This window comes from Pseudomonas sp. DL (assembly GCF_047199225.1).
GTDB lineage: Bacteria > Pseudomonadota > Gammaproteobacteria > Pseudomonadales > Pseudomonadaceae > Pseudomonas > Pseudomonas aeruginosa.
The window spans coordinates 2,536,729-2,557,875 of the sequence record NZ_CP178323.1 but is presented as its reverse complement, the minus strand read 5'-3'; the positions used below and the strand labels follow the sequence as shown (position 1 = coordinate 2,557,875).

General features: G+C 66.7%; 22 protein-coding genes and 1 tRNA gene. 10 read left to right on the top strand and 13 right to left on the bottom strand.

The window, feature by feature from the left end:
* Nucleotides 1–203: 203 nt before the first annotated feature.
* A complete protein-coding gene (gene qteE, locus ACI766_RS12180) occupies nt 204–776 on the top strand; it encodes a quorum threshold expression protein QteE (RefSeq protein ID WP_003090369.1) in 573 nt (190 codons plus the stop codon).
* Between the two features lie 66 nt (nt 777–842).
* Here the strand turns inward: qteE and ACI766_RS12175 are convergent, their stop codons facing one another.
* The 8 genes from ACI766_RS12175 to ACI766_RS12140 all read right to left on the bottom strand — a co-directional run bounded on the left by ACI766_RS12175 (nt 843) and on the right by ACI766_RS12140 (nt 9,505).
* Nucleotides 843–1,802, bottom strand: coding sequence for an aliphatic sulfonate ABC transporter substrate-binding protein (locus ACI766_RS12175; RefSeq protein ID WP_003097598.1), 960 nt, complete (start codon nt 1,800–1,802; stop codon nt 843–845).
* A gap of 135 nt (nt 1,803–1,937) precedes the next feature.
* Nucleotides 1,938–2,894 (bottom strand): ABC transporter substrate-binding protein, encoded by a 957-nt coding sequence (locus ACI766_RS12170; RefSeq protein WP_019726381.1) that lies wholly within the window; start codon nt 2,892–2,894, stop codon nt 1,938–1,940.
* A gap of 11 nt (nt 2,895–2,905) precedes the next feature.
* Nucleotides 2,906–3,892 carry an aliphatic sulfonate ABC transporter substrate-binding protein gene (locus tag ACI766_RS12165; protein WP_003113358.1) on the bottom strand — a complete coding sequence of 329 codons (987 nt, stop codon included), beginning with the start codon at nt 3,890–3,892 and terminating at the stop codon, nt 2,906–2,908.
* A 107-nt stretch (nt 3,893–3,999) separates the two neighbouring features.
* A complete protein-coding gene (locus ACI766_RS12160; RefSeq protein ID WP_003143826.1) occupies nt 4,000–5,151 on the bottom strand; it encodes an acyl-CoA dehydrogenase in 1,152 nt (383 codons plus the stop codon).
* Nucleotides 5,152–5,155: 4 nt separating this feature from the next.
* Entirely contained in the window at nt 5,156–6,238 is a 1,083-nt protein-coding gene (locus ACI766_RS12155) for an LLM class flavin-dependent oxidoreductase (protein ID WP_023087247.1), read from the bottom strand.
* Between the two features lie 9 nt (nt 6,239–6,247).
* Nucleotides 6,248–7,192 carry an ABC transporter substrate-binding protein gene (locus ACI766_RS12150; protein ID WP_003097609.1) on the bottom strand — a complete coding sequence of 315 codons (945 nt, stop codon included), beginning with the start codon at nt 7,190–7,192 and terminating at the stop codon, nt 6,248–6,250.
* A 9-nt stretch (nt 7,193–7,201) separates the two neighbouring features.
* Entirely contained in the window at nt 7,202–8,269 is a 1,068-nt protein-coding gene (locus ACI766_RS12145; RefSeq protein WP_003130938.1) for an LLM class flavin-dependent oxidoreductase, read from the bottom strand.
* Between the two features lie 339 nt (nt 8,270–8,608).
* Nucleotides 8,609–9,505: a LysR family transcriptional regulator gene (locus ACI766_RS12140; RefSeq protein ID WP_019726383.1), complete on the bottom strand. Its 897-nt coding sequence runs from the start codon at nt 9,503–9,505 to the stop codon at nt 8,609–8,611.
* Nucleotides 9,506–9,617: 112 nt separating this feature from the next.
* Here ACI766_RS12140 and ACI766_RS12135 point away from each other — a divergent pair, with 112 nt between their 5' ends.
* Nucleotides 9,618–10,223: a 3-mercaptopropionate dioxygenase gene (locus tag ACI766_RS12135; protein WP_017149109.1), complete on the top strand. Its 606-nt coding sequence runs from the start codon at nt 9,618–9,620 to the stop codon at nt 10,221–10,223.
* The gene (locus ACI766_RS12130; protein ID WP_017001968.1) at nt 10,220–11,803 is read left to right on the top strand and encodes a rhodanese-related sulfurtransferase; all 1,584 of its coding nucleotides are present in this window, start codon (nt 10,220–10,222) and stop codon (nt 11,801–11,803) included. Before ACI766_RS12135 ends, ACI766_RS12130 begins: the two co-directional genes overlap by 4 nt.
* Before the next feature lie 134 nt (nt 11,804–11,937).
* Here ACI766_RS12130 and ACI766_RS12125 read toward each other — a convergent pair.
* Nucleotides 11,938–12,027, bottom strand: a tRNA-Ser gene (locus tag ACI766_RS12125).
* 129 nt (nt 12,028–12,156) lie between these two features.
* Here ACI766_RS12125 and ACI766_RS12120 point away from each other — a divergent pair.
* The 7 genes from ACI766_RS12120 to ACI766_RS12090 all read left to right on the top strand — a co-directional run bounded on the left by ACI766_RS12120 (nt 12,157) and on the right by ACI766_RS12090 (nt 16,366).
* Nucleotides 12,157–12,825, top strand: coding sequence for a Bax inhibitor-1/YccA family protein (locus ACI766_RS12120; RefSeq protein ID WP_003090386.1), 669 nt, complete (start codon nt 12,157–12,159; stop codon nt 12,823–12,825).
* A 110-nt stretch (nt 12,826–12,935) separates the two neighbouring features.
* A complete protein-coding gene (tusD, locus tag ACI766_RS12115; RefSeq protein ID WP_003090387.1) occupies nt 12,936–13,331 on the top strand; it encodes a sulfurtransferase complex subunit TusD in 396 nt (131 codons plus the stop codon).
* Nucleotides 13,328–13,687 (top strand): sulfurtransferase complex subunit TusC, encoded by a 360-nt coding sequence (tusC, locus tag ACI766_RS12110; protein ID WP_003090389.1) that lies wholly within the window; start codon nt 13,328–13,330, stop codon nt 13,685–13,687. The genes tusD and tusC overlap by 4 nt, the downstream gene beginning before the upstream one ends.
* Entirely contained in the window at nt 13,687–13,992 is a 306-nt protein-coding gene (gene tusB / locus ACI766_RS12105) for a sulfurtransferase complex subunit TusB (RefSeq protein ID WP_003090391.1), read from the top strand. The genes tusC and tusB overlap by 1 nt, the downstream gene beginning before the upstream one ends.
* Nucleotides 13,989–14,324 carry a TusE/DsrC/DsvC family sulfur relay protein gene (locus ACI766_RS12100; protein ID WP_003119979.1) on the top strand — a complete coding sequence of 112 codons (336 nt, stop codon included), beginning with the start codon at nt 13,989–13,991 and terminating at the stop codon, nt 14,322–14,324. Before tusB ends, ACI766_RS12100 begins: the two co-directional genes overlap by 4 nt.
* Nucleotides 14,321–15,304, top strand: a complete 984-nt coding sequence (locus ACI766_RS12095) for a glycosyl transferase family protein (protein WP_003160436.1) — start codon at nt 14,321–14,323, stop codon at nt 15,302–15,304. The genes ACI766_RS12100 and ACI766_RS12095 overlap by 4 nt, the downstream gene beginning before the upstream one ends.
* An 87-nt stretch (nt 15,305–15,391) precedes the next feature.
* The gene (locus ACI766_RS12090) at nt 15,392–16,366 is read left to right on the top strand and encodes a glutathione S-transferase family protein (protein WP_003097628.1); all 975 of its coding nucleotides are present in this window, start codon (nt 15,392–15,394) and stop codon (nt 16,364–16,366) included.
* Between the two features lie 4 nt (nt 16,367–16,370).
* Here ACI766_RS12090 and cysG read toward each other — a convergent pair whose 3' ends face one another.
* From cysG to lolA, 4 genes are all read right to left on the bottom strand, one after another.
* Nucleotides 16,371–17,768: a siroheme synthase CysG gene (gene cysG, locus ACI766_RS12085; RefSeq protein ID WP_003160439.1), complete on the bottom strand. Its 1,398-nt coding sequence runs from the start codon at nt 17,766–17,768 to the stop codon at nt 16,371–16,373.
* Between the two features lies 1 nt (nt 17,769).
* Nucleotides 17,770–19,050, bottom strand: coding sequence for a serine--tRNA ligase (gene serS, locus ACI766_RS12080; RefSeq protein WP_003097631.1), 1,281 nt, complete (start codon nt 19,048–19,050; stop codon nt 17,770–17,772).
* Between the two features lie 121 nt (nt 19,051–19,171).
* A complete protein-coding gene (locus tag ACI766_RS12075; RefSeq protein WP_003097632.1) occupies nt 19,172–20,497 on the bottom strand; it encodes a replication-associated recombination protein A in 1,326 nt (441 codons plus the stop codon).
* Between the two features lie 9 nt (nt 20,498–20,506).
* Nucleotides 20,507–21,133, bottom strand: coding sequence for an outer membrane lipoprotein chaperone LolA (gene lolA / locus ACI766_RS12070; protein WP_003090414.1), 627 nt, complete (start codon nt 21,131–21,133; stop codon nt 20,507–20,509).
* Nucleotides 21,134–21,147 lie beyond the last annotated feature (14 nt).

The following is a 21,147-nucleotide window of genomic DNA, read 5'->3' as shown; positions in this document are numbered from 1 at the left end:
CCGCCCGAGACGCCCCCTGGAAGCGCGGGAGCGCCCGGAGCCAGAAAAATCCAGCGAGGTCCGCCAGGACCGGCGTTCGCGTCTTTCACCGGGCGAGGCTCTGCCTCGTCCGTCAGGATGCGGCTTGCCGGCTGACCTGCGACCGATAGAGATACCTCTCCCCCAGGGCGGGAAAGCCCCGGGCATGCCTGATGGAGAAAACCATGCTTATCCATTTCTGCCCCAGGCTGCTGACGCCTGCGGGGTTCGACCTGCCGTGCGAGTTGATCGACATCCGCATCAAGGAGTTCGACCTGCACCTGCTTGGCGGGCGCGACGTGGTGGCGCGTCACCCCCTCCCCGACAAGCGCTACCACGTGGCCTGCCGCAAGTCCGGCTGCAAGGCGGTGAATGGCCTGCTGGTGGACGTGGAAAAGCACGTTCCGCTGTTCACCGTGGACACCCGCTGGAGCATCGACGCCGAAGTGGTCCTGCGCCACCGCGTCGAGTACGTGGTGCTCGACGCCGAGCACGACGCGGTGAGCGACTACATGCTGCTGTGGTGCGACGAGGTGCCCAACTACTTCCTCGGCCAGAGCACCCCGGCCATGCAGGTTCCGTTGATGGAACTGATGCGCGGCAATGCGTTGCAGACCGAGCGGCAGGATGTGTTCCGCCTGCCGACGCTGAGGTCCGAACGCCTGCGCCAGGGCAACGCCGATGCCAACCAGCATCTTCCGAGCCGTGAGCAGGCGTTCCACGTCAAGGCCGAGCAGATCAGCTATGGGCTGGCCTGAAGGACGCGCGCCAGCGGCAAGCTACGCTGGCCGCCGGTGCCGCGCATCACAGGGCAGCCGCGCCGCTCAGTGCCGCGGCTGCCATACCTCCACGGCGCGCGCATCCACCGGTTTGGGTAGCAGTCCCTGGGCGTGGAAGGCGTCGGCGATGCGCTGTTGCTCGTCGAGACCATCTGCGCTCACCGGTTGTACGTCGTAGCTGCGCCGCGCATTCGCCTGCTCGACGGTAGCGGCATCGAGATTGCCCCACAGCGGCCCCAGCACCTTGGCCGCGTCGGCCGGGTGGCTCTTGAGCCAGCGCCCGGTGCGCTGCAGTTCGGCGAAGACCTGCTGGAGCACTTCAGGATGTTTCCTGGCGTAGTCGCTGGAGGCGAGGTAGTAGCGCTGGTAGCTGGCCAGGCCCTGGCCGTCGGCCAGTACCCGCGCGCGTTGCTGGCGCTGGGCGCTTGCCACGTAGGGGTCCCAGGTCACCCAGGCGTCGACCTTGCCGTTCTCGAAGGCGGCGCGGCCGTCGGCTGGCGTCAGGTAGGCTGGCTGGATGTCGGAGAACTCAAGCCCGGCGCTGGCCAGCGCGGCGATCAGCAGGTAGTGGCTGCCGGCGGCCTTGGTCACGGCGATGCGCTTGCCCTTCAGCTCGGCCAGGGACTTCAGCGGCGAATGTTCGCCGACCAGTATCGCCTGCGCCGCGGGCGAAGGTGTTTCGCGGGCGAAGTAGGTCAGGCGAGCACCCGCCGCCTGGGCGAACACCGGCACGGTGTCGGCGACGTCGGCGGAGAGATCGACGTTGCCGACATTGAGCGATTCGAGCAACGGCAGGCCGCTGGGGAACTCATGCCAGGACACCCGGATGCCCTGCCTGGCCAACTCGCGCTCGAAGGTGCCCTGGCTGCGGATCAGGGTCAGCAGAGTCGAGGATTTCTGGAAGCCGATGCGCAGGACCTCCTCGGCCTGTGCGCCACCAATGCCCGACAGGACGACGGAAGCGGCAAACACGATGGCCAAGCGACGCAGGAACGGACGAGACATGCGATGACTCCTGGGATAGGTGCGAGCGCCCGCAGGGACGGGAGTTCCAGCTGCCGGCGACGGAACGGATAGATTATTGGAATAAAAAACAATCGATAAATAACTTATAGTTATCAATTAATGCCCGGGCAGCGCCTACCGGATATCCGCATCCGACGCCTGCCTGACCGCAAAGCCGCTGGCGAAGGTCGGCCGCACATCGAGGCGCTGCGGAATCAATCCATGGGCCTGGTAGAAATCGGCGGTCTCCTGCTGCTGGCCGAGCGTTCGCTCATCCAGCGCCTGCCAACGCAAGCGCCGGCGTTCGAACTGCAAGCGCGCGGCGTCCTCGGGGAAGCCGATGATCTGCGCCAGGCTTCGCGAATACTCGTCCAGGTGCAGGTACGCCCAGCGCTGGGCGCTGGCCAGGCGTTGCAGGTAGTCCTGCAGCACGGCGCGTTTCGCCGGGTCGGCCAGTGCGCTATCGGTAGCAGCGAGGAAGCTGTTGCCAGCCCACAGGCCGCGACCGTCGACCAGTACCCGAGCCTTGTCGGCGGTCTCCGCGAGCGCGGTGTAGGGCTCCCAGGTCGCCCAGGCATCCACGGAACCATTGGCGAGGGCCATTTTCGCGTCCACCGGGCCGAGGAAGCGGAATTCGACGTCCTTCTCGCCCAGCCCGACCGAGGCCAAGGCCTTGAGCGCGACGAAGTGGCCGATGGAACCGCGCCCGGTGGCAATGCGCTGACCTTTCAGGTCGTTGGCCGAGCGCAGCGGCGAATCCCCTCTCACCAGCACGGCGGTACCGTAGGGATCGGATTTGTCGACGGCGATGGCCTTCAGCCGGGCACCGGCGGCCAGGGCGAAGAGCAATGGCGCGTCGCCGATGATGCCGGCATCCACCGCACCGGCATTGAGTGCTTCGGCGAGGGGGGCGGCGGCGGGGAATTCGAACCAGCGGATGTCGTAGGTCAGCTCGTCCAGCGCGCCGGCAGCCTCCAACTGAGCGCGCATGTTGCCCTTCTGGTCGGCCAGGCGCAGGGTCACGCGCTCGTCGGCACAGGCCTGGCCGACGAGCAGGCAGAGAAGCAGGAACAGGCTCAGGGTCTGACGCATTCCGTAACTCCTCAACGCTGGCCGACGCGGAGGTCGGCGGGCAACTGGCGGGCCACTTCGGCGGCACCGGCGGACAGGCTGAAGTCGAACGCCGGGGCGACCTCCAGCGACTTCGGCAGCACGCCTTCGGCATGGAAGAAATCGGCGGCGGTCTGCAGGGTGGCGGCAACCTCCGGACCGAAGACCACAGGACTGATGCGCGCCTCGCCAACCCAGCGCCGAGTGACTTCGCGCGGCATGTTCAGATCCTTGGCCAGGGCCTCGGCGAACGCCTCCGGATGCCTCAGGGCCCAGGCCTGGGCACGCGCCAGGCGGGTCAGCAGGTCGCTGATCGCGGCCTTCTTGCGGGCGATCGCAGCGTCGCTGGCCAGGGCATAGGAGTAGCCGGTCATGATCCCGGCACCGTTGTCGATGACCCGCGCCTGATCGAGCAGCACGGCGCTGGAGGTATAGGGCTCCCAGGGCACCCAGGCGTCTACCGAGCCACGCACCAGGGCGGCGCGGCCGTCCACCGGACCAAGGAAGGAAAAGCTTACGTCCTGCGGTCCGAGGCCGGCGCGACGCAACGCGCCAAGGGCGAGGAAATGCCCCCAGCCGCCGCGATTGACGGCAATGCGCTTGCCCTTGAGGCCGGCCACCGAACGGATCGGCGAGTCCTTGCCGACCACCAGCGCCACGGTCGCCGGGTTGAAGTGCCAGGCGCCCACCGCCTTGAGCGGCGCGCCGGCAGCGTAGACGAAGAGGAACGGGATATCGCCGGTAAAGCCTATGTCCAGGGCCCCGGCGTTGAGCGCCTCGAGCACCGGTGCACCGGAGGGGAACGCCGACATTTCCAGCTTGTACGGCAGGTCGTCGAGCTCGCCGGACGCGCGCAGGGCGGCGTAGCGGTCGCCCTTCACATCGCCCAGGCGCAGGCTGATGAGGTCGGCGGCGCTGGCGGCTCCAGCCAGCAGGGTCGCGGCCAGCAGGCCGGCAAGCACACACAGGGGTCGTTTCATGGGCAATCTCCAGGCAGCTCCGCACGGAGCCGGGGCTATCCTGGGCTATCCGTTCCGCCGGTGCGGTCGCCGACAAGGCCAGGGTCGAGAATCGTGGGAGGTACGTTTCAAAGACTCAGCGCCGCCCTCCCCGCCGCGCTCCAGACGCTATCTTTCTGTGGCGTGTGGACACGTCCGCAAAGCACGTCGCGGTAGTGCCGCTGTAGCGGATTGTGCCGGCTGAGGCCGTGGTTGCCGCTCAGTTCCAGGGCCTTCTCGACCACCGCCAACGCGTTGTCGATGACCGCGACCTTGAGCAGCCCGGAGTCGCTGGCGGGCAACTGTCCGCAGCACGCGGCATCGAGCAGCAGGCGGTTCTGCAGGAGCAGGCCGTCGATCTCGCCGAGCGCCTCCTGCATCCTCGGCAGGCTCGCCAACGGCGCGCCGAGACTGGCCGGCACGCGCTCGCGCAGCCAGCCGACGAGCCACTCGCGGGCGCTCCCGGCGATACCGTCGTAGAGAGCGCCGAGCAACACCGCGCTAGCCTGGGCGAAGTCGCGCAGCACGGCCTGGTCCGGCGCCGGAGGCTGGTCGTGGGGATGCAGGCCGATGGCGTTTTCCAGAGGCACCGCCACCTCTTCGAAGAGCACCTCGTGGCTGCCGCTGGCGCGCATGCCCAGATGGTCCCAGCTCTCCACGATACGGATGCCTGGGCTGTCGCGGCGCACCAGCCAGGTACCCACGCGGGGGATCGGCTCGTCGCTGCGCGCCCATACCGCCAGCCAGGTCAGGCCGGGAATGCCGGTGGTGTAGAGCTTGTGCCCGGACAGCTGCCAGCCGTCGCCGACACGCCGCGCCAGCGTACCCGGCAGACCGCCGCGTGACGGCGAACCCAGCTCGGGCTCCACGCGCAGGCTATTGATCAACGCCCCCTGCTCCAGCACCTCGCGCGCCACGCGCCGCTTGAGCGCGCCGGGCCAATCGGGGTTATCGGCCAGGCGCCGCAAATGCAGGTACTGCATGCACAGCACCAGGGCCGTGGAGGGTTCGCCGCGAGCCACCGCGCCGATTACCCGGCGCAGCTCGCCGAGGCTGGCGCCGGGACCGCCGAGCGCAGGCGGCAAGGCCAGGGCGAGCAGCCCGTGGTGTCGCAGCAGGGCCAGGTTGGCATGGGGAAAATCTCCGCTGCGGTCATGGGCATCGGCGCTTTCCGCCAGTTGCCGGGTCAGTTCTGGCAGCCGTTCATCGAACGCCGCCGAGGGAGTCTGCAGGACGGCCATGGGATCAGGCCGTGGCGCGCCGGCGCTCGCGCTCGGCGACTTTGGCGCGGGTCAGCGGGATCAGCTCGCGGCCATATTCCACGGCATCGGCGAGGGGATCGAAACCGCGAATGAGGATATTGCGCACGCCCAGGTCGTAGTAGGCGAGCAGGGCGTCGGCCACCTGTTCCGCGGTACCAACCAGGGCGGTGGAGTTGTGCCCGCCACCGACCAGCCTGGCGATTCCGGTCCAAAGGCGCTCGTCGAGGCGCTCGCCCTGCTCCACCGCCTTGAGCAGACGCTGGGCGCCGACGCTCTGCGGCTTGCCCTTGGGGAAGCCGGCCTCGCCCAGGCGCGCGCCGGCGCTTGCGCGTATCGCCTCGGCCTTGGCCCAGGCCTCGTCCTCCGTGCGCCCGAGGATGGGCCGGAACGACAGGCTGAATTCCACTTCGCGACCATTCGAGCGCGCCTGTTCGCGCACAGCGGAGATGGTTTCGGCGGCCTGTGCCAGGGGTTCGCCCCAGAGCATGAACACATCGGCCTGCTTGCCGGCGACCTTCAGCGCGGCTTCCGAGGAGCCGCCGAAATACACCGGAATGTGCGGTTTCTGCTGCGGACGGATGGCCGAGAAGGCGTGCTCCACGCGGTAGTGCGCGCCGTGGAAATCGAAGGGTTCGGTGCTGGTCCAGGTGCGCTTGAGCAGTTCGATGAATTCGTCGCTGCGGGCATAGCGCTGGTCGTGGTCGAGATAATCGCCGTCCTTGCGCTGGTCGGCGTCGCTGCCGCCGCTGATGATATGCACCGCCAGGCGCCCGTCGAGGAGGTGTTCGAGGGTCGCCAGCTTGCGCGCGGCCAGGGTCGGGGCGACGAAACCGGGGCGGTGCGCCAGCAGCAGACCGATCCGGGAAGTGGCCAGGCCAGCGGCGGCGGCCACCAGGAATCCATCCGGCTGGTCCGACCAGTAGCCGACCAGGATTCGATCGAAGCCGGCCTCTTCGTGGGCGCGTGCGAAAGCGGCGATGTAAGTCTTGTCGAGGATAGGTCCGACCGGCGCGAGGGTCTCCGAGGCCAGGCGATGGCCGATCATGCCGAGAAACTGGATGCTCATGGTCCGTACTCAGTGGAAGGCTTCGTTGAAGGACGTGTCGATCACCGTGGAAGTGTCGAACGGCTTGGGCAAGGCACCGGTCTGCAGCAGGAAATCCGCGGTCTCCTGGTAGTCGGTGGCGGCCTGGGCGTCTACCGGGCCGACGCTCATGCCGGCCTGGCCGATCCAATGGCGGGAGACTGCCCGGTCGAGATTGGCCTTCTGCGCCCAGAGGTCAGCGTACTGCTCCTTGTGTGCCTCGACCCAGGCCCGTGCCTTGCGCAGGCGGCCGAGGAAGTCGGCGATCTGCGCGCGCCTGGGCTCGATGGAAGCAGCGTTGGCGGCGATGCTGGACAGCCCCGGCATCAGGTCGCGGGCGGTGAGAATCGGCCGTGCGCCGGAAACCACGATCTGCTGCGAGATATACGGCTCCCACACCGGAAAGGCATCGATGCTGCCGCGCGGCAAGGCGGCGGCGGCGTCGATCGGCATCAGCTTGACGAACTCCACGTAGTCCTTCGGCAGGCCGGCTTTCTCCAGCGCGCGCAAGGTCAGTTGCTGGCTCCAGGCACCGGGCCAGTAGGCGACTTTCCTGCCCTTGAGATCGGCAATGCTGCGCACCGGAGAATCCTTCGGCACCAGCAGGGCTATGGTATCGGGGTTCTGCCGCGAGACGCCGACCAGCTTCACCGGCGCACCCTTGGCGGCGAGGAAGATGAAGCCCGAGTCGCCGAGGAAACCCAGGTCCAGCGCTCCGGCCTGCAACCCTTCGGCCACCGGCGCGGCGGACTGGAAATGCTTCCATTCGACCTGGTAAGGCGCGCCTTCGAGAACTCCCGAGGCCTCCATGGAAGCCCGCACGTTGTAGTAGTTCTGGTCGCCCACACGCAACGTCGGCAGCTCTGCGGCCTGGGCCAGGGAGGCACCGAGCAGAAGCGTGGCGAAGCTGGTTAGCAGGTATTGCTTGAGTTTCATCGGAGTTCCTCAACCGGCGTGCCGCAACAGCGGCAGGCGGGCGATATGGTCATGTATGGCGGGAATCAGGCCCTGGCCGTAGCGCACGGCGTCGCCGAGCGGATCGAAGCCTCGAATCAGGAAGGTCGAGACGCCCAGCCGGTAGTACTCGCCAAGCGCAGCGGCAACCTGCTCGGGGGTGCCTACCAGGGCGGTGGAGTTCCAGCGCGCCCCGGTCAGCCGGGCCACGCCGGTCCACAAACGGCTGTCGAGCACCTCGCCCTGCTCGGCGGCGGCCAGCAGGCGCTGCGAACCGACGTTCTGCGGCTGGTGGTCGCGCAGCGGCAGACCGAGGCGCGCACGGTTCTCGCGGACCTGTTCGAGCACCTCGGCGGCACGCTTCCAGGCGGCCTCCTCGGTATCCGCGACGATCGGCCGGAATGACACCGAGAAGCGCGGATCGCGTCCCTGGGCCTTGGCGGCGGCGCGCACTCGGCGGATATGCCCGTCGACCGCGGCCAGCGGCTCGCCCCAGAGCATGTAGGTGTCGGCGTGCCTGGCGGCGACCTCGATGGCTGCGTCGGAGGAGCCACTGAAATAGATCGGTATGTGCGGCGACTGGCGCGGGCGCACCGCTGGCGAGGCGCCCTGGAAGCGGTAGAACTCGCCGTCGAAATCCACCGGTCCCGTGGCGGTCCAGATAGCACGCAGGGCTTGCAGGTATTCGTCGGTACGGGCGTAGCGGCGGTCATGGTCGAGGTAGTCGCCATCGCGCGCGAGGTCCTCGTCGTTACCACCACTGACTACGTTCAGGGCCAGGCGGCCCTCGCTGAACTGATCCAGGGTGGCCAGTTGGCGTGCCGCCAGCGGCGCTGCGATCACCCCCGGGCGATAGGCCAGGAGAACGCCAAGGCGCCGGGTGGCAGCGGCGACGAAGGAACTGACCACCGCGCCCTCGGCGGCATTGCTGAAATACCCCACCAGCACCCGGTCGAAGCCGGCGTCCTCATGGGCCTGGGCGAAACGCCGGACGAAACCGGCGTCCACAGCCTCCCCCAACGGCTGGTCCACCTCGGAACTCGGTGTGGCGGTGATCATGCCGAGAATTTCCACGCTCACGCTGTTGCCCTCGCCTGGGCCGCTCGACTGATAAGGTTGGCGGCTGTCGTTATAAGAAAAACATCTGCATGGGTGCTTTTCTTAGAAGCTACAGGCTGAAACTACATGATGGAAATTCATTTTTGTCATATCTTAATATGCTAAAAGCGCATATTTAGCTTTTCCGTCTTTTCGTTTCCCAAGGCGGACACTATGCGTAGCCGCCCTCGCTCCCTCTTCCCTCTGAAGCGAAAAGGGGCTCGCAGGGGAATGTTGATCCCGACTGCAGCCCCTTCTCATTCACGCTCCCGTCTCCCGGGGATCTCCCGGCGCCGCTACTCAACCGGCTTGCATATCCAACCCCTCGGCCACCGCCCTGCCGAACAGCCGTGCCGGCGTCTCCAGATTGCCCAGCAGGCGCGGACGCACCAGCCAGAGCTGGATCAGCGGCTGGAAATCCTCCAGTTGCAGCACCTGCAACTGATCGCGGTAGCGGCTACGCGCCAGGGCCGGCGCCGGCACCAGGCCGAGACCCCGGCCCGCGACGACCAGGCCCAGTTGCAGCTCGCTGCCGAAAGTCTCTAGGTTCAGTTGCAGGCCCAGGCCCTGATCGGCCAGGGCCCGTTGCAGGCCGGCACGGAAGCCGCAGCCATCGGGGTTGAGCACCCAGCCATGGTGGTAGCAATCGAGCAGGCGTCGCGCCTGGATGGCACTGTCGCGGGCGACCACCACGCAGAGTTCCATGCGCCCTAGGGGCGTGGCGCCGAGTTCTTCGGGGAACACCTTGCTTGGCGGAAACAACACCACTGCCGCGTCCAGTTCGGCATTCTCCAGGCGCGCCAGCAAATGGCTGCCCCAGCCAGTGCCGACCTGCGCGCGCAGCTCCGGGTACTCGTCGGCCAGCCGCCGAAGGGCATCCAGCAACACCACCTCGCCGATACTCTGCGGCACGCCCAGGCGCAGCACGCCACTTGGTGTGGAGTCACCGGCCACCAGTTCGCGCAGGCCATCCACCTCGCGCAGCACCCGCCGGCACTGTTCGTAGACCCGCAGTCCGCTGGCGGTGGGTTTGAGCGGCTTGGTATTGCGGTCCAGCAATGCCACTCCGAGGGACTCCTCCAGGCTCTGTACCCGCCGGGTGATCGCAGACTGGGTCAAACCCAGGCTCTCGGCGGCCTGGCTCAGGGAAGCGTTGCGGATCACCGCGACGAAGGCGTCGATGTCATCGATTTTCATGGGGCCGGCACCAATTGCATTTCTCGCATATTAGCTTAGATTAAAAATGCATTTCAGGAATAAAAAAGCGTTTGCTACCGTACCGCCAGAACTTCCCGGAGTGAATCCCCGCATGTCATCCATCCTGCGCCTCGACCGCCTGCGCCAGTTCATCGGCGAGCTGGCGACACTGCTCGACAGCCGTCCCGACGAATCCACCCTGCTCACCCAAGCCCACCCCCTGCTGGCCGAGCTGGTGCGCCAGGACGACTGGCTGCCGGAAGACTGCGCCCGCCCCGATCCACAGCGCTACCAACAGTACCTGCTGCATGTCGACTCACGGCAGCGCTTCTCGGTGGTCAGCTTCGTCTGGGGGCCAGGCCAGATCACACCGGTACACGATCATCGGGTCTGGGGCCTGATCGGCATGCTCCGCGGGGCCGAATACTCGCAGCCGTACGCCTTCGATGCGGGGGGGCGTCCGCATCCCAGCGGAGCCCGTCGACGCCTGGAGCCCGGCGAGGTCGAAGCGCTGTCGCCACGCATTGGCGACGTGCACCAGGTGAGCAACGCCTTCAGCGACCGCACATCCATCAGTATCCACGTCTACGGCGCCAATATCGGTGCGGTACGGCGTGCCGTGTTCAGCGCCGAAGGTGAGGAAAAACCCTTCATTTCCGGCTATTCCAACAGCCGCTTGCCCAATATCTGGGACCTGTCGAAAGAGAACCCCGCATGAGCCAGATCGCCGTACGCACCTTCCACGATATCCGCGCCGCTCTCCTCGCCCGCCGGGAGCTGGCGCTGCTCGACGTGCGCGAGGAGGACCCGTTCGCCCAGGCCCATCCCCTGTTCGCCGCCAACCTGCCGCTGTCCAGGCTGGAACTGGAGATCCATGCCCGGGTGCCGCGCCGCGACACGCCGATTACCGTCTACGACGACGGCGAAGGCCTGGCGCCGGTCGCCGCGCAACGCCTCCTCGACCTCGGCTACAGCGACGTGGCCTTGCTCGATGGCGGCCTGTCCGGTTGGCGCAACGCCGGCGGCGAGCTGTTCAGGGATGTGAACGTGCCAAGCAAGGCCTTCGGCGAACTGGTGGAGGCCGAGCGCCACACGCCATCGCTGGCCGCGGAGGAAGTACAGGCTTTGCTCGACGCCAGGGCCGACGCGGTGATCCTGGATGCCCGTCGTTTCGACGAATACCAGACCATGAGTATCCCCGGCGGCATCAGCGTGCCCGGCGCCGAACTGGTGCTGCGCGTCGCCGAACTGGCGCCGGACCCGCGCACCCGGGTGATAGTCAACTGTGCCGGGCGCACTCGTAGCATCATCGGTACCCAGTCGCTGCTCAACGCCGGCATCCCCAACCCGGTGGCGGCATTACGCAACGGCACCATCGGCTGGACGCTGGCCGGTCAGCAACTGGAACACGGCCAGACGCGACGCTTCGGTGCGATCTCCCAGGACACTCGCAAGGCCGCCGCCCAGCGCGCCCGTGCCGTCGCCGACCGCGCCGGCGTCGAACGCCTCGACCTGGCCGGTCTGGCCCAATGGCAGGACGAGCACGACCGCACCACCTACCTGCTCGACGTACGCACGCCCGAGGAATACGAAGCCGGTCACCTGCCTGGCTCCCGCTCCACGCCCGGAGGCCAGCTGGTTCAGGAAACCGACCATGTCGCCAGCGTGCGCGGCGCGCGCCTGGTACTGGTGGACGACGATGGCGTACGCGCCAACATGAGCGCCTCCTGGCTGGCCCAGATGGGCTGGCAGGTCGCGGTACTGGACGGACTCTCCGAGGCCGACTTCAGCGAGAGGGGCGCCTGGAGCGCGCCGCTGCCGAGGCAACCCCGGGCCGACACCATCGACCCGACCACCCTCGCCGACTGGCTGGGCGAACCGGGCACCCGGGTGCTCGACTTCACCGCCAGCGCCAACTATGCGAAACGCCACATCCCCGGCGCCGCCTGGGTATTGCGCAGCCAGTTGAAGCAGGCACTGGAACGGCTGGGCACGGCCGAGCGCTACGTACTCACCTGCGGCAGCAGCCTGCTGGCGCGCTTCGCCGTGGCGGAAGTCCAGGCACTCAGCGGCAAGCCGGTGTTCCTTCTCGACGGCGGCACCAGCGCCTGGGTCGCCGCGGGCCTGCCGACGGAAGACGGCGAAAGCCTGTTGGCGTCGCCGCGCATCGACCGCTACCGCCGCCCCTACGAAGGTACCGACAATCCGCGCGAAGCGATGCAGGGCTACCTGGACTGGGAGTTCGGCCTGGTGGAACAACTCGGTCGCGACGGAACCCACGGCTTCTTCGTGATCTGAAGCCATTACCCGACGAAATCGGAGAGTCATCGAATCGACGCCGGGCAGGCTGCGGAAACGATCCGGAAGTGCGGAAGAGCGGCGCCCCGAAAATGCAAAAGCCCCGCTCAGCGGGGCTTTTCAGTACGCGGATATGGCGGAGGCGGTGAGATTCGAACTCACGGAAGAGTCTCCCCTTCGACGGTTTTCAAGACCGTTGCCTTAAACCACTCGGCCACACCTCCGCATCGCGGGGCGCCATAGTACCGGATAGCAACACACTGTCAAACTCTATCGATTGGCCCTGGCAGAGGCTTTGCTATCATGCCCATCAGTACGTCATGGACCCGTTCCCGTTAAGGAGTACCCACACCATGCAAGAACAGCAATATCAGCTGAACTCCGCCGTCGCGGAACAGCGTGAAGTCAGCGGCGTTCTGCGCAATACCTACGGCCTGCTGGCACTCACCCTGGCCTTCAGCGGCCTGGTGGCCTACGTTTCGCAGCAGATGCGCCTGCCCTATCCGAACGTGTTCGTGGTGCTGATCGGCTTCTACGGCCTGTTCTTCCTCACCGTGAAGCTGCGCAACAGCGCCTGGGGCCTGGTCAGCACTTTCGCCCTGACCGGCTTCATGGGCTACACGCTCGGCCCGATCCTCAACATGTACCTCGGCCTGCCCAACGGCGGCAGCGTCATCACTTCGGCGTTCGCCATGACCGCCCTGGTGTTCTTCGGCCTGTCCGCCTATGTGCTGACCACCCGCAAGGACATGAGCTTCCTGTCCGGCTTCATCACCGCCGGCTTCTTCGTCCTGCTGGGCGCCGTGCTGGTATCGCTGTTCTTCCAGATCAGTGGCCTGCAACTGGCGATCAGCGCCGGCTTCGTCCTGTTCTCCTCGGCGATGATCCTCTACCAGACCAGCGCGATCATCCACGGCGGCGAACGCAACTACATCATGGCCACCATCAGCCTGTACGTGTCGATCTACAACCTGTTCATCAGCCTGTTGCAGATCTTCGGCATCGCCGGCGGCGACGACTGATAGAAAACGCCTCCGGAAAAGCCCGTCCCCGCGACGGGCTTTTTCATTTGCGGACCGGCAAAACACAGGCATTGGTTTATCATTCGAAGAAATCCTTCGCGTATCGCAGCATGAAATTCGCCATCGCCCTATTCGACCCTCCCCACTCCCCCGCCGCCCGCCGCGCGCTGCGCTTCAGCGAAGCCGCGCTGGCCGGCGGGCACGAAATCGTCCGCCTGTTCTTCTACCAGGACGGCGTGCACAGCGCCTCGGCCAACGTCGTGAGCGGCCAGGACGAGTTCGACCTGCCCGCCGCCTGGCGCGAGTTGGTCGAGCGCAACGGCCTGGACGCCGTGGTCTGCATCGCCGCCGCCCTGCGCCGCGGCGTGCTGAACGCCGAGGAAGCCGAACGCTACGGCCGTCCCGGCGCCAACCTTGGCGCACCATGGGAACTGTCCGGACTCGGCCAGTTGCACGAGGCGGCGCAAAGCGCGGACCGCCTGGTCTGCTTCGGAGGCGACCGATGAGCCAGTCGCTGCTGATCATCAGCCGCCAGTCGCCCTGGTCCGGCCCGAGCGCCCGCGAGGCGCTGGACATAGCCCTGGCCGGCGGCGCCTTCGATCTACCGGTCGGCATGCTGTTCCTCGACGACGGCGCGTTCCAGCTGGCTCCCGGCCAGCATCCTGCGCACCTGCAGCAGAAGGACCTGCAGGCCAACCTGCAGGCCCTGCCGATGTTCGGCGTGGACGACCTCTACGTCTCGGCCCGTAGCCTGCGCGAGCGTGGCCTGGCTGAAGAGCGCCTGGCCCTCGCGGTCGAGGTGCTCGACGACCAGGCCCTGCGCGACCTGCTGCAACGCTACGACCAGGTGATTACCCTCTGATGGCCACGACCCTCCACGTACTGTCCCGCTCGCCGTTCAATGACGGCCGCCTGGGCAGTTGCCTGTACCTGCTCAACCCCGGCGACGGCCTGCTGCTCTGCGGCGACGCCGTGCACGCCCTGCTGGCCGGCAGCCACGCCTGCCAGGCCCTGGAACTGATGCCGGCGGAAATCGAACTGTTCGCCCTGCTGGAAGACCTCCAGGCGCGCGGTATCGAGGACGTCCCCGCTCGCCTGGTGGCGGTGGACTACCCCGGCTTCGTCGAACTCGCCACCCGCTTCGACAAGGTCAACAGTTGGCTATGACGCTCCTTATGCTGGAAGGCCGGGAAATCCGGCTGGACAAGGACGGCTACCTCGCCGCCCTCGACGATTGGTCGGAGCCGGTGGCGGAAGCCCTGGCCGCCCGCGAGGAGCTGGCTCTGACCGCCGAGCACTGGGAGATTCTCCAACTGCTCCGCGAGTTCTATGCGGAGTTCCAGCTGTCTCCGGCCAACCGCCCGCTGATCAAGTACGTCGCCCAGCGACTGGGTCCGGACAAGGGCAACAGCCTGCACCTCAACCACCTGTTCAAGGGCGCCCCGGCCAAGCTTGGCGCGAAGCTGGCCGGCCTGCCGAAACCGAGCAACTGTCTATGACTCTCTCGACTCCCGCCGAACATCCGTTCGCCCAGTTCGTCCGCATCCTCGGCAAAGGCAAGCGCGGAGCGCGCAGCCTGACCCGGGAGGAAGCCCGCGAGGCCCTCGGCATGATCCTCGACGGCAGGGTCGAGGACACCCAGCTGGGCGCCTTCCTCATGCTCCTGCGGCACAAGGAGGAAAGCAGCGAGGAACTGGCCGGTTTCACCGAGGCGGTGCGCGAACGCCTGCAAGTCCCGTCCTTGCGCGTCGACCTCGACTGGCCCAGTTACGCCGGCAAGAAGCGCCACCTGCCCTGGTACCTGCTGGCCGCCAAGTGCCTGGCCGGCCATGGCGTGCGCATCCTCATGCACGGCGGCGGCACGCATACCGCCGGACGCCTGTACAGCGAACAGTTGCTGGCGGCGCTGGAGATCCCGCTCTGCCACGACTGGCTGCAGGTAGAACAGGCCCTGGAGCGCGGCCACCTGGCGTTCATTCCGCTCGGCGCCTGGATGCCGGTGCTGCAACGCATGATCGATCTGCGCAATACCCTCGGCCTGCGCTCGCCGATCCATTCGCTGGTTCGCCTGCTCAACCCCCTGAATGCGGATTGCATCCTGCAGAGCATCTTCCACCCCGGTTACCAGGAAACCCACCGCGAGGCCAGCCGCCTGCTCGGCGACCGGGCCATCGTCATCAAGGGCGAAGGCGGCGAGATCGAAGTCAACCCGGACGTCGTCGCCCACCTGTATGGTTGCGACCAGGGCGAAGCCTGGGACGAGGAATGGCCGGCATTGTCGACGCACCGGCACATGAAGCCGGAACAGCTCGACCCGGGTTTCCTTCGGGCCGTCTGGGACGGCCGCGAAGGCGACGCCTATGGCCACCTGGCGGTGCTCTCCAGCATGGCCCTGGCGCTACGGGCCCTTGGCAAGAATCGCGAAGAAGCCTTCAAGGAAGCCGCACACTACTGGGCGACCCGAAACGAATCGATCTGATCGATACGAATAGCCCTTTATTTATATAAATTTATCGATCACCCGACACTAGACTGTTCCTCCAACGACGTATGGAGGAACCCGCTCATGGGACAGTTGATCGATGGCCGCTGGCACGACCAGTGGTATGACACACAGAAAGACGGCCGCTTCCAGCGCGAAAACGCCCAGCGCCGCCATTGGCTGGGCGAGCCGGCGTTCCCCGCCGAGGGCGGGCGCTACCATCTCTATGTCTCGCTGGCCTGCCCCTGGGCCCATCGGACCCTGATCGTGCGCAAGCTGAAGGGGCTGGAGTCGCTGGTCGATGTTTCGGTGGTCAGTTGGCTGATGCGCGAGAACGGCTGGACCTTCGACCCCGCCCACGGCTCCACCGGCGATCGCCTCGACGGCCTGGCCTTTCTGCACCAGCGCTACACCCGCGACGACCCGCACTACAGCGGCCGGGTCACGGTGCCGCTGCTGTGGGACAAGCAGGCGCAGAAGATCGTCAACAACGAATCAGCCGATATCGTCCGCATCTTCAACAGCGCCTTCGACGCCATCGGCGCCAACGCGCTGGACTTCTACCCGGAGCCGCTGCGCGAGGAGATCGAACGCCTCAACGGACGCATCTATCCTGCGGTCAACAACGGCGTGTACCGTGCTGGCTTCGCCACTCGCCAGGACGCCTACGAGGAGGCCTTCGTCCAGTTGTTCGAGGAGCTGGACTACCTGGAAGGCTTGCTCGGCGAACGCCGCTACCTGGCCGGCGAATACCTGACCGAGGCCGATATCCGCCTGTTCACCACCCTGGTGCGCTTCGATGCGGTGTACCACGGACACTTCAAGTGCAACCTGCGGCGCATCGAAGACTACCCGAATCTCTCCGGCTGGTTGCGCGAGCTGTACCAACGCCCGGGCATCGGCGAGACAGTGGACTTCGAACATATCAAGGGGCACTACTACGCCAGCCACCGCACCATCAACCCGACCGGGATAGTACCGCTGGGCCCGCGTCTCGACCTGGCGCGCGCGCCAGGCCGGGAACGACTTCCCGGCAAGGGCATCTGGGGAGAAGGCTGAAGGCTCAGGCGTCCTCGCGGGCGCCTTCGAACCAGGCCAGCTTGTCGCGCAGTTGCACGACTTCGCCGACGATCACCAGGGTCGGCGCATGCACTTCGTGCTCAGCCACCAGTTGCGGCAGGTTTTCCAGGGTTCCGGTGAATACCCGCTGCTGGGCGGTGGTCCCCTGCTGGATCAGCGCCGCCGGGGTCTGTGCGGAGCGACCGTGGGCGACCAGTTGCTCGCAGATCACCGGCAATCCCACCAGGCCCATGTAGAACACCAGGGTCTGGCCAGGCGCTACCAGGTCCTGCCACGGCAGGTCGGTGGTGCCGTCCTTCAGATGACCGGTGACGAAACGAACCGATTGCGCATGATCGCGATGAGTCAGTGGAATCCCGGCGTAGGCCGCGCAGCCGCTGGCCGCGGTGATTCCCGGCACGACCTGGAAAGGTATGCCGTGGGCAGCCAGTTCGTCGATTTCCTCACCGCCGCGGCCGAAGATGAACGGGTCGCCACCCTTCAGGCGCAGCACGCGCTTGCCCTGGCTGGCCAGCTCCACCAGCAGGCGGTTGATCCGATCCTGCGGCACCGCATGTTCGGCGCGGCGCTTGCCGACGTACAGGCGTTCGGCATCGCGGCGGCATAATTCGAGGATCGACGGCGCCACCAGGCGATCGTAGAGCACCACGTCGGCCTGCTGCATCAGGCGCAGGGCACGGAACGTCAGCAGGTCCGGATCCCCCGGCCCGGCCCCGACCAGATATACCTCGCCCGTGGCTATGTGCGCGAGGCCGCCGGCCAGGTGCTCCTCCAGGAGACGCTCGGCTTCCGCCGGACGGCCGGCCAGGACACGCTCGGCGATCTCGCCCTGGAACAGGTTTTCCCAGAACACCCGGCGCTGCTGCAGGTCGGGTAGCAATTCCTTGACCCGGTGGCGGAAGCGGCTGGCGAGTCCGGCCAGTTGCCCGTAGGTCGAGGGAATCCAGGTTTCCAGTTTGGCCCGGATCAGCCGCGCCAGCACGGGCGCATCGCCGCCGCTGGAGACCGCCACCACCAGCGGCGAACGGTCGACGATGGCCGGGAAGATCACGCTGCACAGGGCCGGCGCGTCCACCACGTTGACCGGTATCCCGCGCGCATTGGCCGCTCGCGACACCTCGGCGTTCAGCGGTTCGTCGTCGGTGGCGGCGATGATCAGGACGCAGCCGGGCTGGTCGCCGTCCTGGTAGTCGCGTTCGAGCAGCTCGCCGCCGCCCTGCTCCACCAGATGCCGCAGTTCGATGTGGATCTGCGGCGCGACCACGCGCAGGCGCGCGCCGGCGTCGGCCAGCAGGCGCGCCTTGCGCAGGGCGACTTCGCCGCCACCGACCACCAGCGCGAGGCGCCCTTGCAAGGAGTGGAACAGCGGCAGGAAATCCATGTCAGCCGATCACCTCGATGCCAGCCATGTAGGGCTTGAGGACTTCCGGCACACGGATCGAGCCGTCCGCCTGCTGGTAGTTCTCCAGTACCGCCACCAAGGTGCGGCCGACGGCCAGGCCGGAGCCGTTGAGGGTGTGCACCAGCTCGGGCTTGCCGGTTTCCGGATTGCGGTAGCGGGCCTGCATGCGCCGGGCCTGGAAGTCGCCGCAGTTGGAGCAGGAGGAAATCTCGCGGTACTTGTCCTGGCTGGGAACCCAGACTTCCAGGTCGTAGGTCTTGGTCGCACCGAAGCCCATGTCGCCGGTGCACAGCGCCAGCACCCGATACGGCAACTCGAGCAGTTGCAGGACGCGCTCGGCGTTGGCGGTCAGGCCTTCCAGCGCCTCGTAGGAAGTGGCCGGATCGACGATCTGCACCATCTCCACCTTGTCGAACTGATGCTGACGGATCATGCCGCGGGTATCGCGCCCGGAGGCACCGGCCTCGCTGCGGAAGCACGGGGTATGGGCGACGAACTTCAGCGGCAATTGCTTGGCGTCGAGGATCTGCCCGGAGACGATGTTGGTCAGCGAAACCTCGGCGGTCGGGATCAGGTAGAGGTCGGCTTCGCCGTCGCGGCCGATCTTGAACAGGTCCTCCTCGAACTTCGGCAACTGGCCGGTGCCTTGCAGCGCCGGAGCCTGGACGAGATAGGGGGTGTAGGCCTCCTCGTAGCCATGCTCGGCGGTATGCAGGTTGATCATGAACTGCGCCAGGGCGCGATGCAGGCGGGCGATCGGGCCGCGCATGAGGGCGAAGCGCGCGCCGGAAAGCTTGGCGGCGGTCTCGAAATCCAGCCAGCCGTGCCGTTCACCGAGGGCGACATGGTCCTTGACCTCGAAATCGAAGGTCTTCGGCGTGCCCCAGCGACGCACTTCGACGTTGGCGTCCTCGTCGGCACCGACCGGCACCGACTCGTGCGGCAGGTTGGGAATGCCCAGCAGCATGGCATCCAGTTCGCCCTGGATGGCGTCCAGCTGGCGCTTGCCTTCCTCCAGCTCGGAGCCCATGCGATCGACATCGGCCAGCAGCGGCGCGATATCCTCGCCACGCTGCTTGGCCTGGCCGATCGCCTTGGAACGCGCGTTGCGCTCGGCTTGCAGCTGCTCGGTACGGGTCTGTACCGACTTGCGCTGCTCTTCCAGCGCTTCGATGCGTGCGACATCCAGTTGGAAGCCACGGGTGGCCAGGCGGGCAGCCACTTCTTGCGGCTGGGTGCGTACCAGTTTGGGATCGAGCATGCTCTTTTCTCGTCTCGTGTCGGTTATCGGCGGTTCGTGGCCCGGTTGGCGCTTCGCCGGCCCCGGCGACGTCATCGACGCCGTCGCGGAAGCCTGGCTAGCTCCGCCGAGCCCATACCGCTCAGGATTTTCTGCGTTGGCGGGGACTGGTGCGATCCAGCTCGGCCAGGTGTTCCAGCTTGTCGCGGATCTTCAGTTCCAGGCCCCTCGGCACCGGTTGATAGTAACGCCGCGGCTCCAGATCCTCGGGGAAATAATCCTCTCCGGCGGCATAGGCATCCGGCTCGTCGTGGGCGTAGCGGTATTCCTCGCCATAGCCGAGGCTCTTCATCAATTTGGTCGGCGCGTTGCGCAAGTGCAATGGCACTTCCCGCGAGCCGCTTTCGGCGACGTCGCGCATCGCCGCGTTGAACGCGCTGTACACCGCATTGCTCTTCGGCGCACAGGCCAGGTAGACGATGGCCTGGGCCACCGCCAGCTCGCCTTCGGGGCTGCCCAGGCGCTCCTGCACGTCCCAGGCCGACAGGCATAGGCCGAGGGCGCGAGGATCGGCGTTGCCAACCTCCTCGCTGGCCATGCGCACCACCCGCCGGGCGATGTACAGGGGATCGCAGCCGCCGTCGAGCATACGCGCGAACCAATAGAGTGCCGCGTCGGGATTGGAGCCGCGCACCGACTTGTGCAGCGCGCTGATCTGGTCGTAGAACGCCTCGCCGCCCTTGTCGAAACGTCGGCGGGTATCGCCGAGCAGATTCTGCAGCAGCTCGGGGCTGATCTCGCTGCCGTCCTCGGCGAGGTCGGCAGCGTTCTCCAGCAGGTTCAGCAGGCGCCGCCCATCGCCGTCGGCGGCGGCCAGGAGAACCTGGAAGCTCTCCTCCGGCAGCCTCAGCTTGCGCTTGCCGAGGCCCTTGTCCTCGTTCAGCGCGCGGCCCACCAGCTTGCGCAGGGCGGCTTCGTCGAGGCTCTTGAGGACATACACGCGAGCCCGCGAGAGCAGCGCATTGTTCAACTCGAAGGACGGGTTCTCGGTGGTCGCGCCAATGAAGATCAGCGTGCCGTCTTCCACATAGGGCAGGAAGGCATCCTGCTGGCTCTTGTTGAAGCGGTGCACCTCATCGACGAACAGGATGGTCCGGCGCCCGTATTGCGCCGCGTGCTGCTTGGCCACCTCGACCGCCTGGCGGATCTCCTTGACCCCGGACAGCACCGCGGAAATGGTCTCGAAATGGGCGTCCGACACCTGCGCCAGCAGCCGCGCCAGGGTAGTCTTGCCGACTCCCGGCGGGCCCCAGAAGATCATCGAGTGCAGCGCGCCCTGCTCCAGCGCCTCGCGCAAGGGCTTGCCGCGGGCCAGCAGGTGTTCCTGCCCCACGTACTCGTCCAGGTTTGCGGGCCTCAGCCGTGCCGCCAGGGGCTGCGCGACGGGCTCGCTGCGGAACAGATCCACGGCTTGCGCTTACTCCTGGATCACGTCGACGCCCGGCGGAACGTCGAAGGTGAATTGCTTGGCATCCAGCGCCTCGTTCATCTTCACGTCGAAGAACAGGATGTTGGTGCGCTGGCCGACGCCATCGATCATCTGCATGTCGTTCACCTTGCCGCTGCGGAACGACAGGCGCAAGGTGTCGAAGAGGGTGTCCTTGGTCTTCGGCTTGAGCACGAAATCGACTACGTTGCCGCCCTCCTTGTAGGTGATGGCGAAGCTTTCGCTGATCTTCGAGATGTCGCCGGAGAGCAGCAGCGCCGGCGTCTGGGTCAGGCGCTGATCGAGCTTCTGGATGGTCACCTGCTCCAGGTCCGGGTCGTACAGCCAGACCTTCTCGCCGTTGGAAATGAGCAATTGCTCGTTCGGCGCATCGGTATGCCAGCGGAACAGTCCCGGCCGCTTCAGGCTCAGTTGGCCGGCGGTTTCCTGCAGGCGCGTGCCGCTACCGTCCAGGGTCAGTTGGGAAAAACGCGCGGTCAGGGTCTGGGCCTTGTTCAGCAGGCCGGTCAGGCGCTGGACAGCGGCGCTGTCGTCGGCATGGGCCAGCGAAGCGCCCATGGCCAGGGCGGCAACGAACAACGTGCGGATCAGTCGCATCGGAATCCTCTAAA

Excerpts from the sequence above, each read along its gene's own strand:
- qteE (WP_003090369.1), top strand. The coding sequence starts at position 204 with ATGCTTATCCATTTCTGCCCCAGGCTGCTGACGCCTGCGGGGTTCGAC.
- ACI766_RS12165 (WP_003113358.1), bottom strand. The coding sequence starts at position 3,892 with ATGAAACGACCCCTGTGTGTGCTTGCCGGCCTGCTGGCCGCGACCCTG.
- ACI766_RS12175 (WP_003097598.1), bottom strand. The coding sequence starts at position 1,802 with ATGTCTCGTCCGTTCCTGCGTCGCTTGGCCATCGTGTTTGCCGCTTCC.
- ACI766_RS12140 (WP_019726383.1), bottom strand. The coding sequence starts at position 9,505 with ATGAAAATCGATGACATCGACGCCTTCGTCGCGGTGATCCGCAACGCT.
- tusC (WP_003090389.1), top strand. The coding sequence starts at position 13,328 with ATGAGCCAGTCGCTGCTGATCATCAGCCGCCAGTCGCCCTGGTCCGGC.
- ACI766_RS12095 (WP_003160436.1), top strand. The coding sequence starts at position 14,321 with ATGACTCTCTCGACTCCCGCCGAACATCCGTTCGCCCAGTTCGTCCGC.
- ACI766_RS12120 (WP_003090386.1), top strand. The coding sequence starts at position 12,157 with ATGCAAGAACAGCAATATCAGCTGAACTCCGCCGTCGCGGAACAGCGT.
- tusD (WP_003090387.1), top strand. The coding sequence starts at position 12,936 with ATGAAATTCGCCATCGCCCTATTCGACCCTCCCCACTCCCCCGCCGCC.
- lolA (WP_003090414.1), bottom strand. The coding sequence starts at position 21,133 with ATGCGACTGATCCGCACGTTGTTCGTTGCCGCCCTGGCCATGGGCGCT.
- ACI766_RS12135 (WP_017149109.1), top strand. The coding sequence starts at position 9,618 with ATGTCATCCATCCTGCGCCTCGACCGCCTGCGCCAGTTCATCGGCGAG.
- tusB (WP_003090391.1), top strand. The coding sequence starts at position 13,687 with ATGGCCACGACCCTCCACGTACTGTCCCGCTCGCCGTTCAATGACGGC.
- ACI766_RS12170 (WP_019726381.1), bottom strand. The coding sequence starts at position 2,894 with ATGCGTCAGACCCTGAGCCTGTTCCTGCTTCTCTGCCTGCTCGTCGGC.
- ACI766_RS12150 (WP_003097609.1), bottom strand. The coding sequence starts at position 7,192 with ATGAAACTCAAGCAATACCTGCTAACCAGCTTCGCCACGCTTCTGCTC.
- ACI766_RS12155 (WP_023087247.1), bottom strand. The coding sequence starts at position 6,238 with ATGAGCATCCAGTTTCTCGGCATGATCGGCCATCGCCTGGCCTCGGAG.
- serS (WP_003097631.1), bottom strand. The coding sequence starts at position 19,050 with ATGCTCGATCCCAAACTGGTACGCACCCAGCCGCAAGAAGTGGCTGCC.
- ACI766_RS12160 (WP_003143826.1), bottom strand. The coding sequence starts at position 5,151 with ATGGCCGTCCTGCAGACTCCCTCGGCGGCGTTCGATGAACGGCTGCCA.
- ACI766_RS12145 (WP_003130938.1), bottom strand. The coding sequence starts at position 8,269 with ATGATCACCGCCACACCGAGTTCCGAGGTGGACCAGCCGTTGGGGGAG.
- ACI766_RS12130 (WP_017001968.1), top strand. The coding sequence starts at position 10,220 with ATGAGCCAGATCGCCGTACGCACCTTCCACGATATCCGCGCCGCTCTC.
- ACI766_RS12100 (WP_003119979.1), top strand. The coding sequence starts at position 13,989 with ATGACGCTCCTTATGCTGGAAGGCCGGGAAATCCGGCTGGACAAGGAC.
- cysG (WP_003160439.1), bottom strand. The coding sequence starts at position 17,768 with ATGGATTTCCTGCCGCTGTTCCACTCCTTGCAAGGGCGCCTCGCGCTG.
- ACI766_RS12090 (WP_003097628.1), top strand. The coding sequence starts at position 15,392 with ATGGGACAGTTGATCGATGGCCGCTGGCACGACCAGTGGTATGACACA.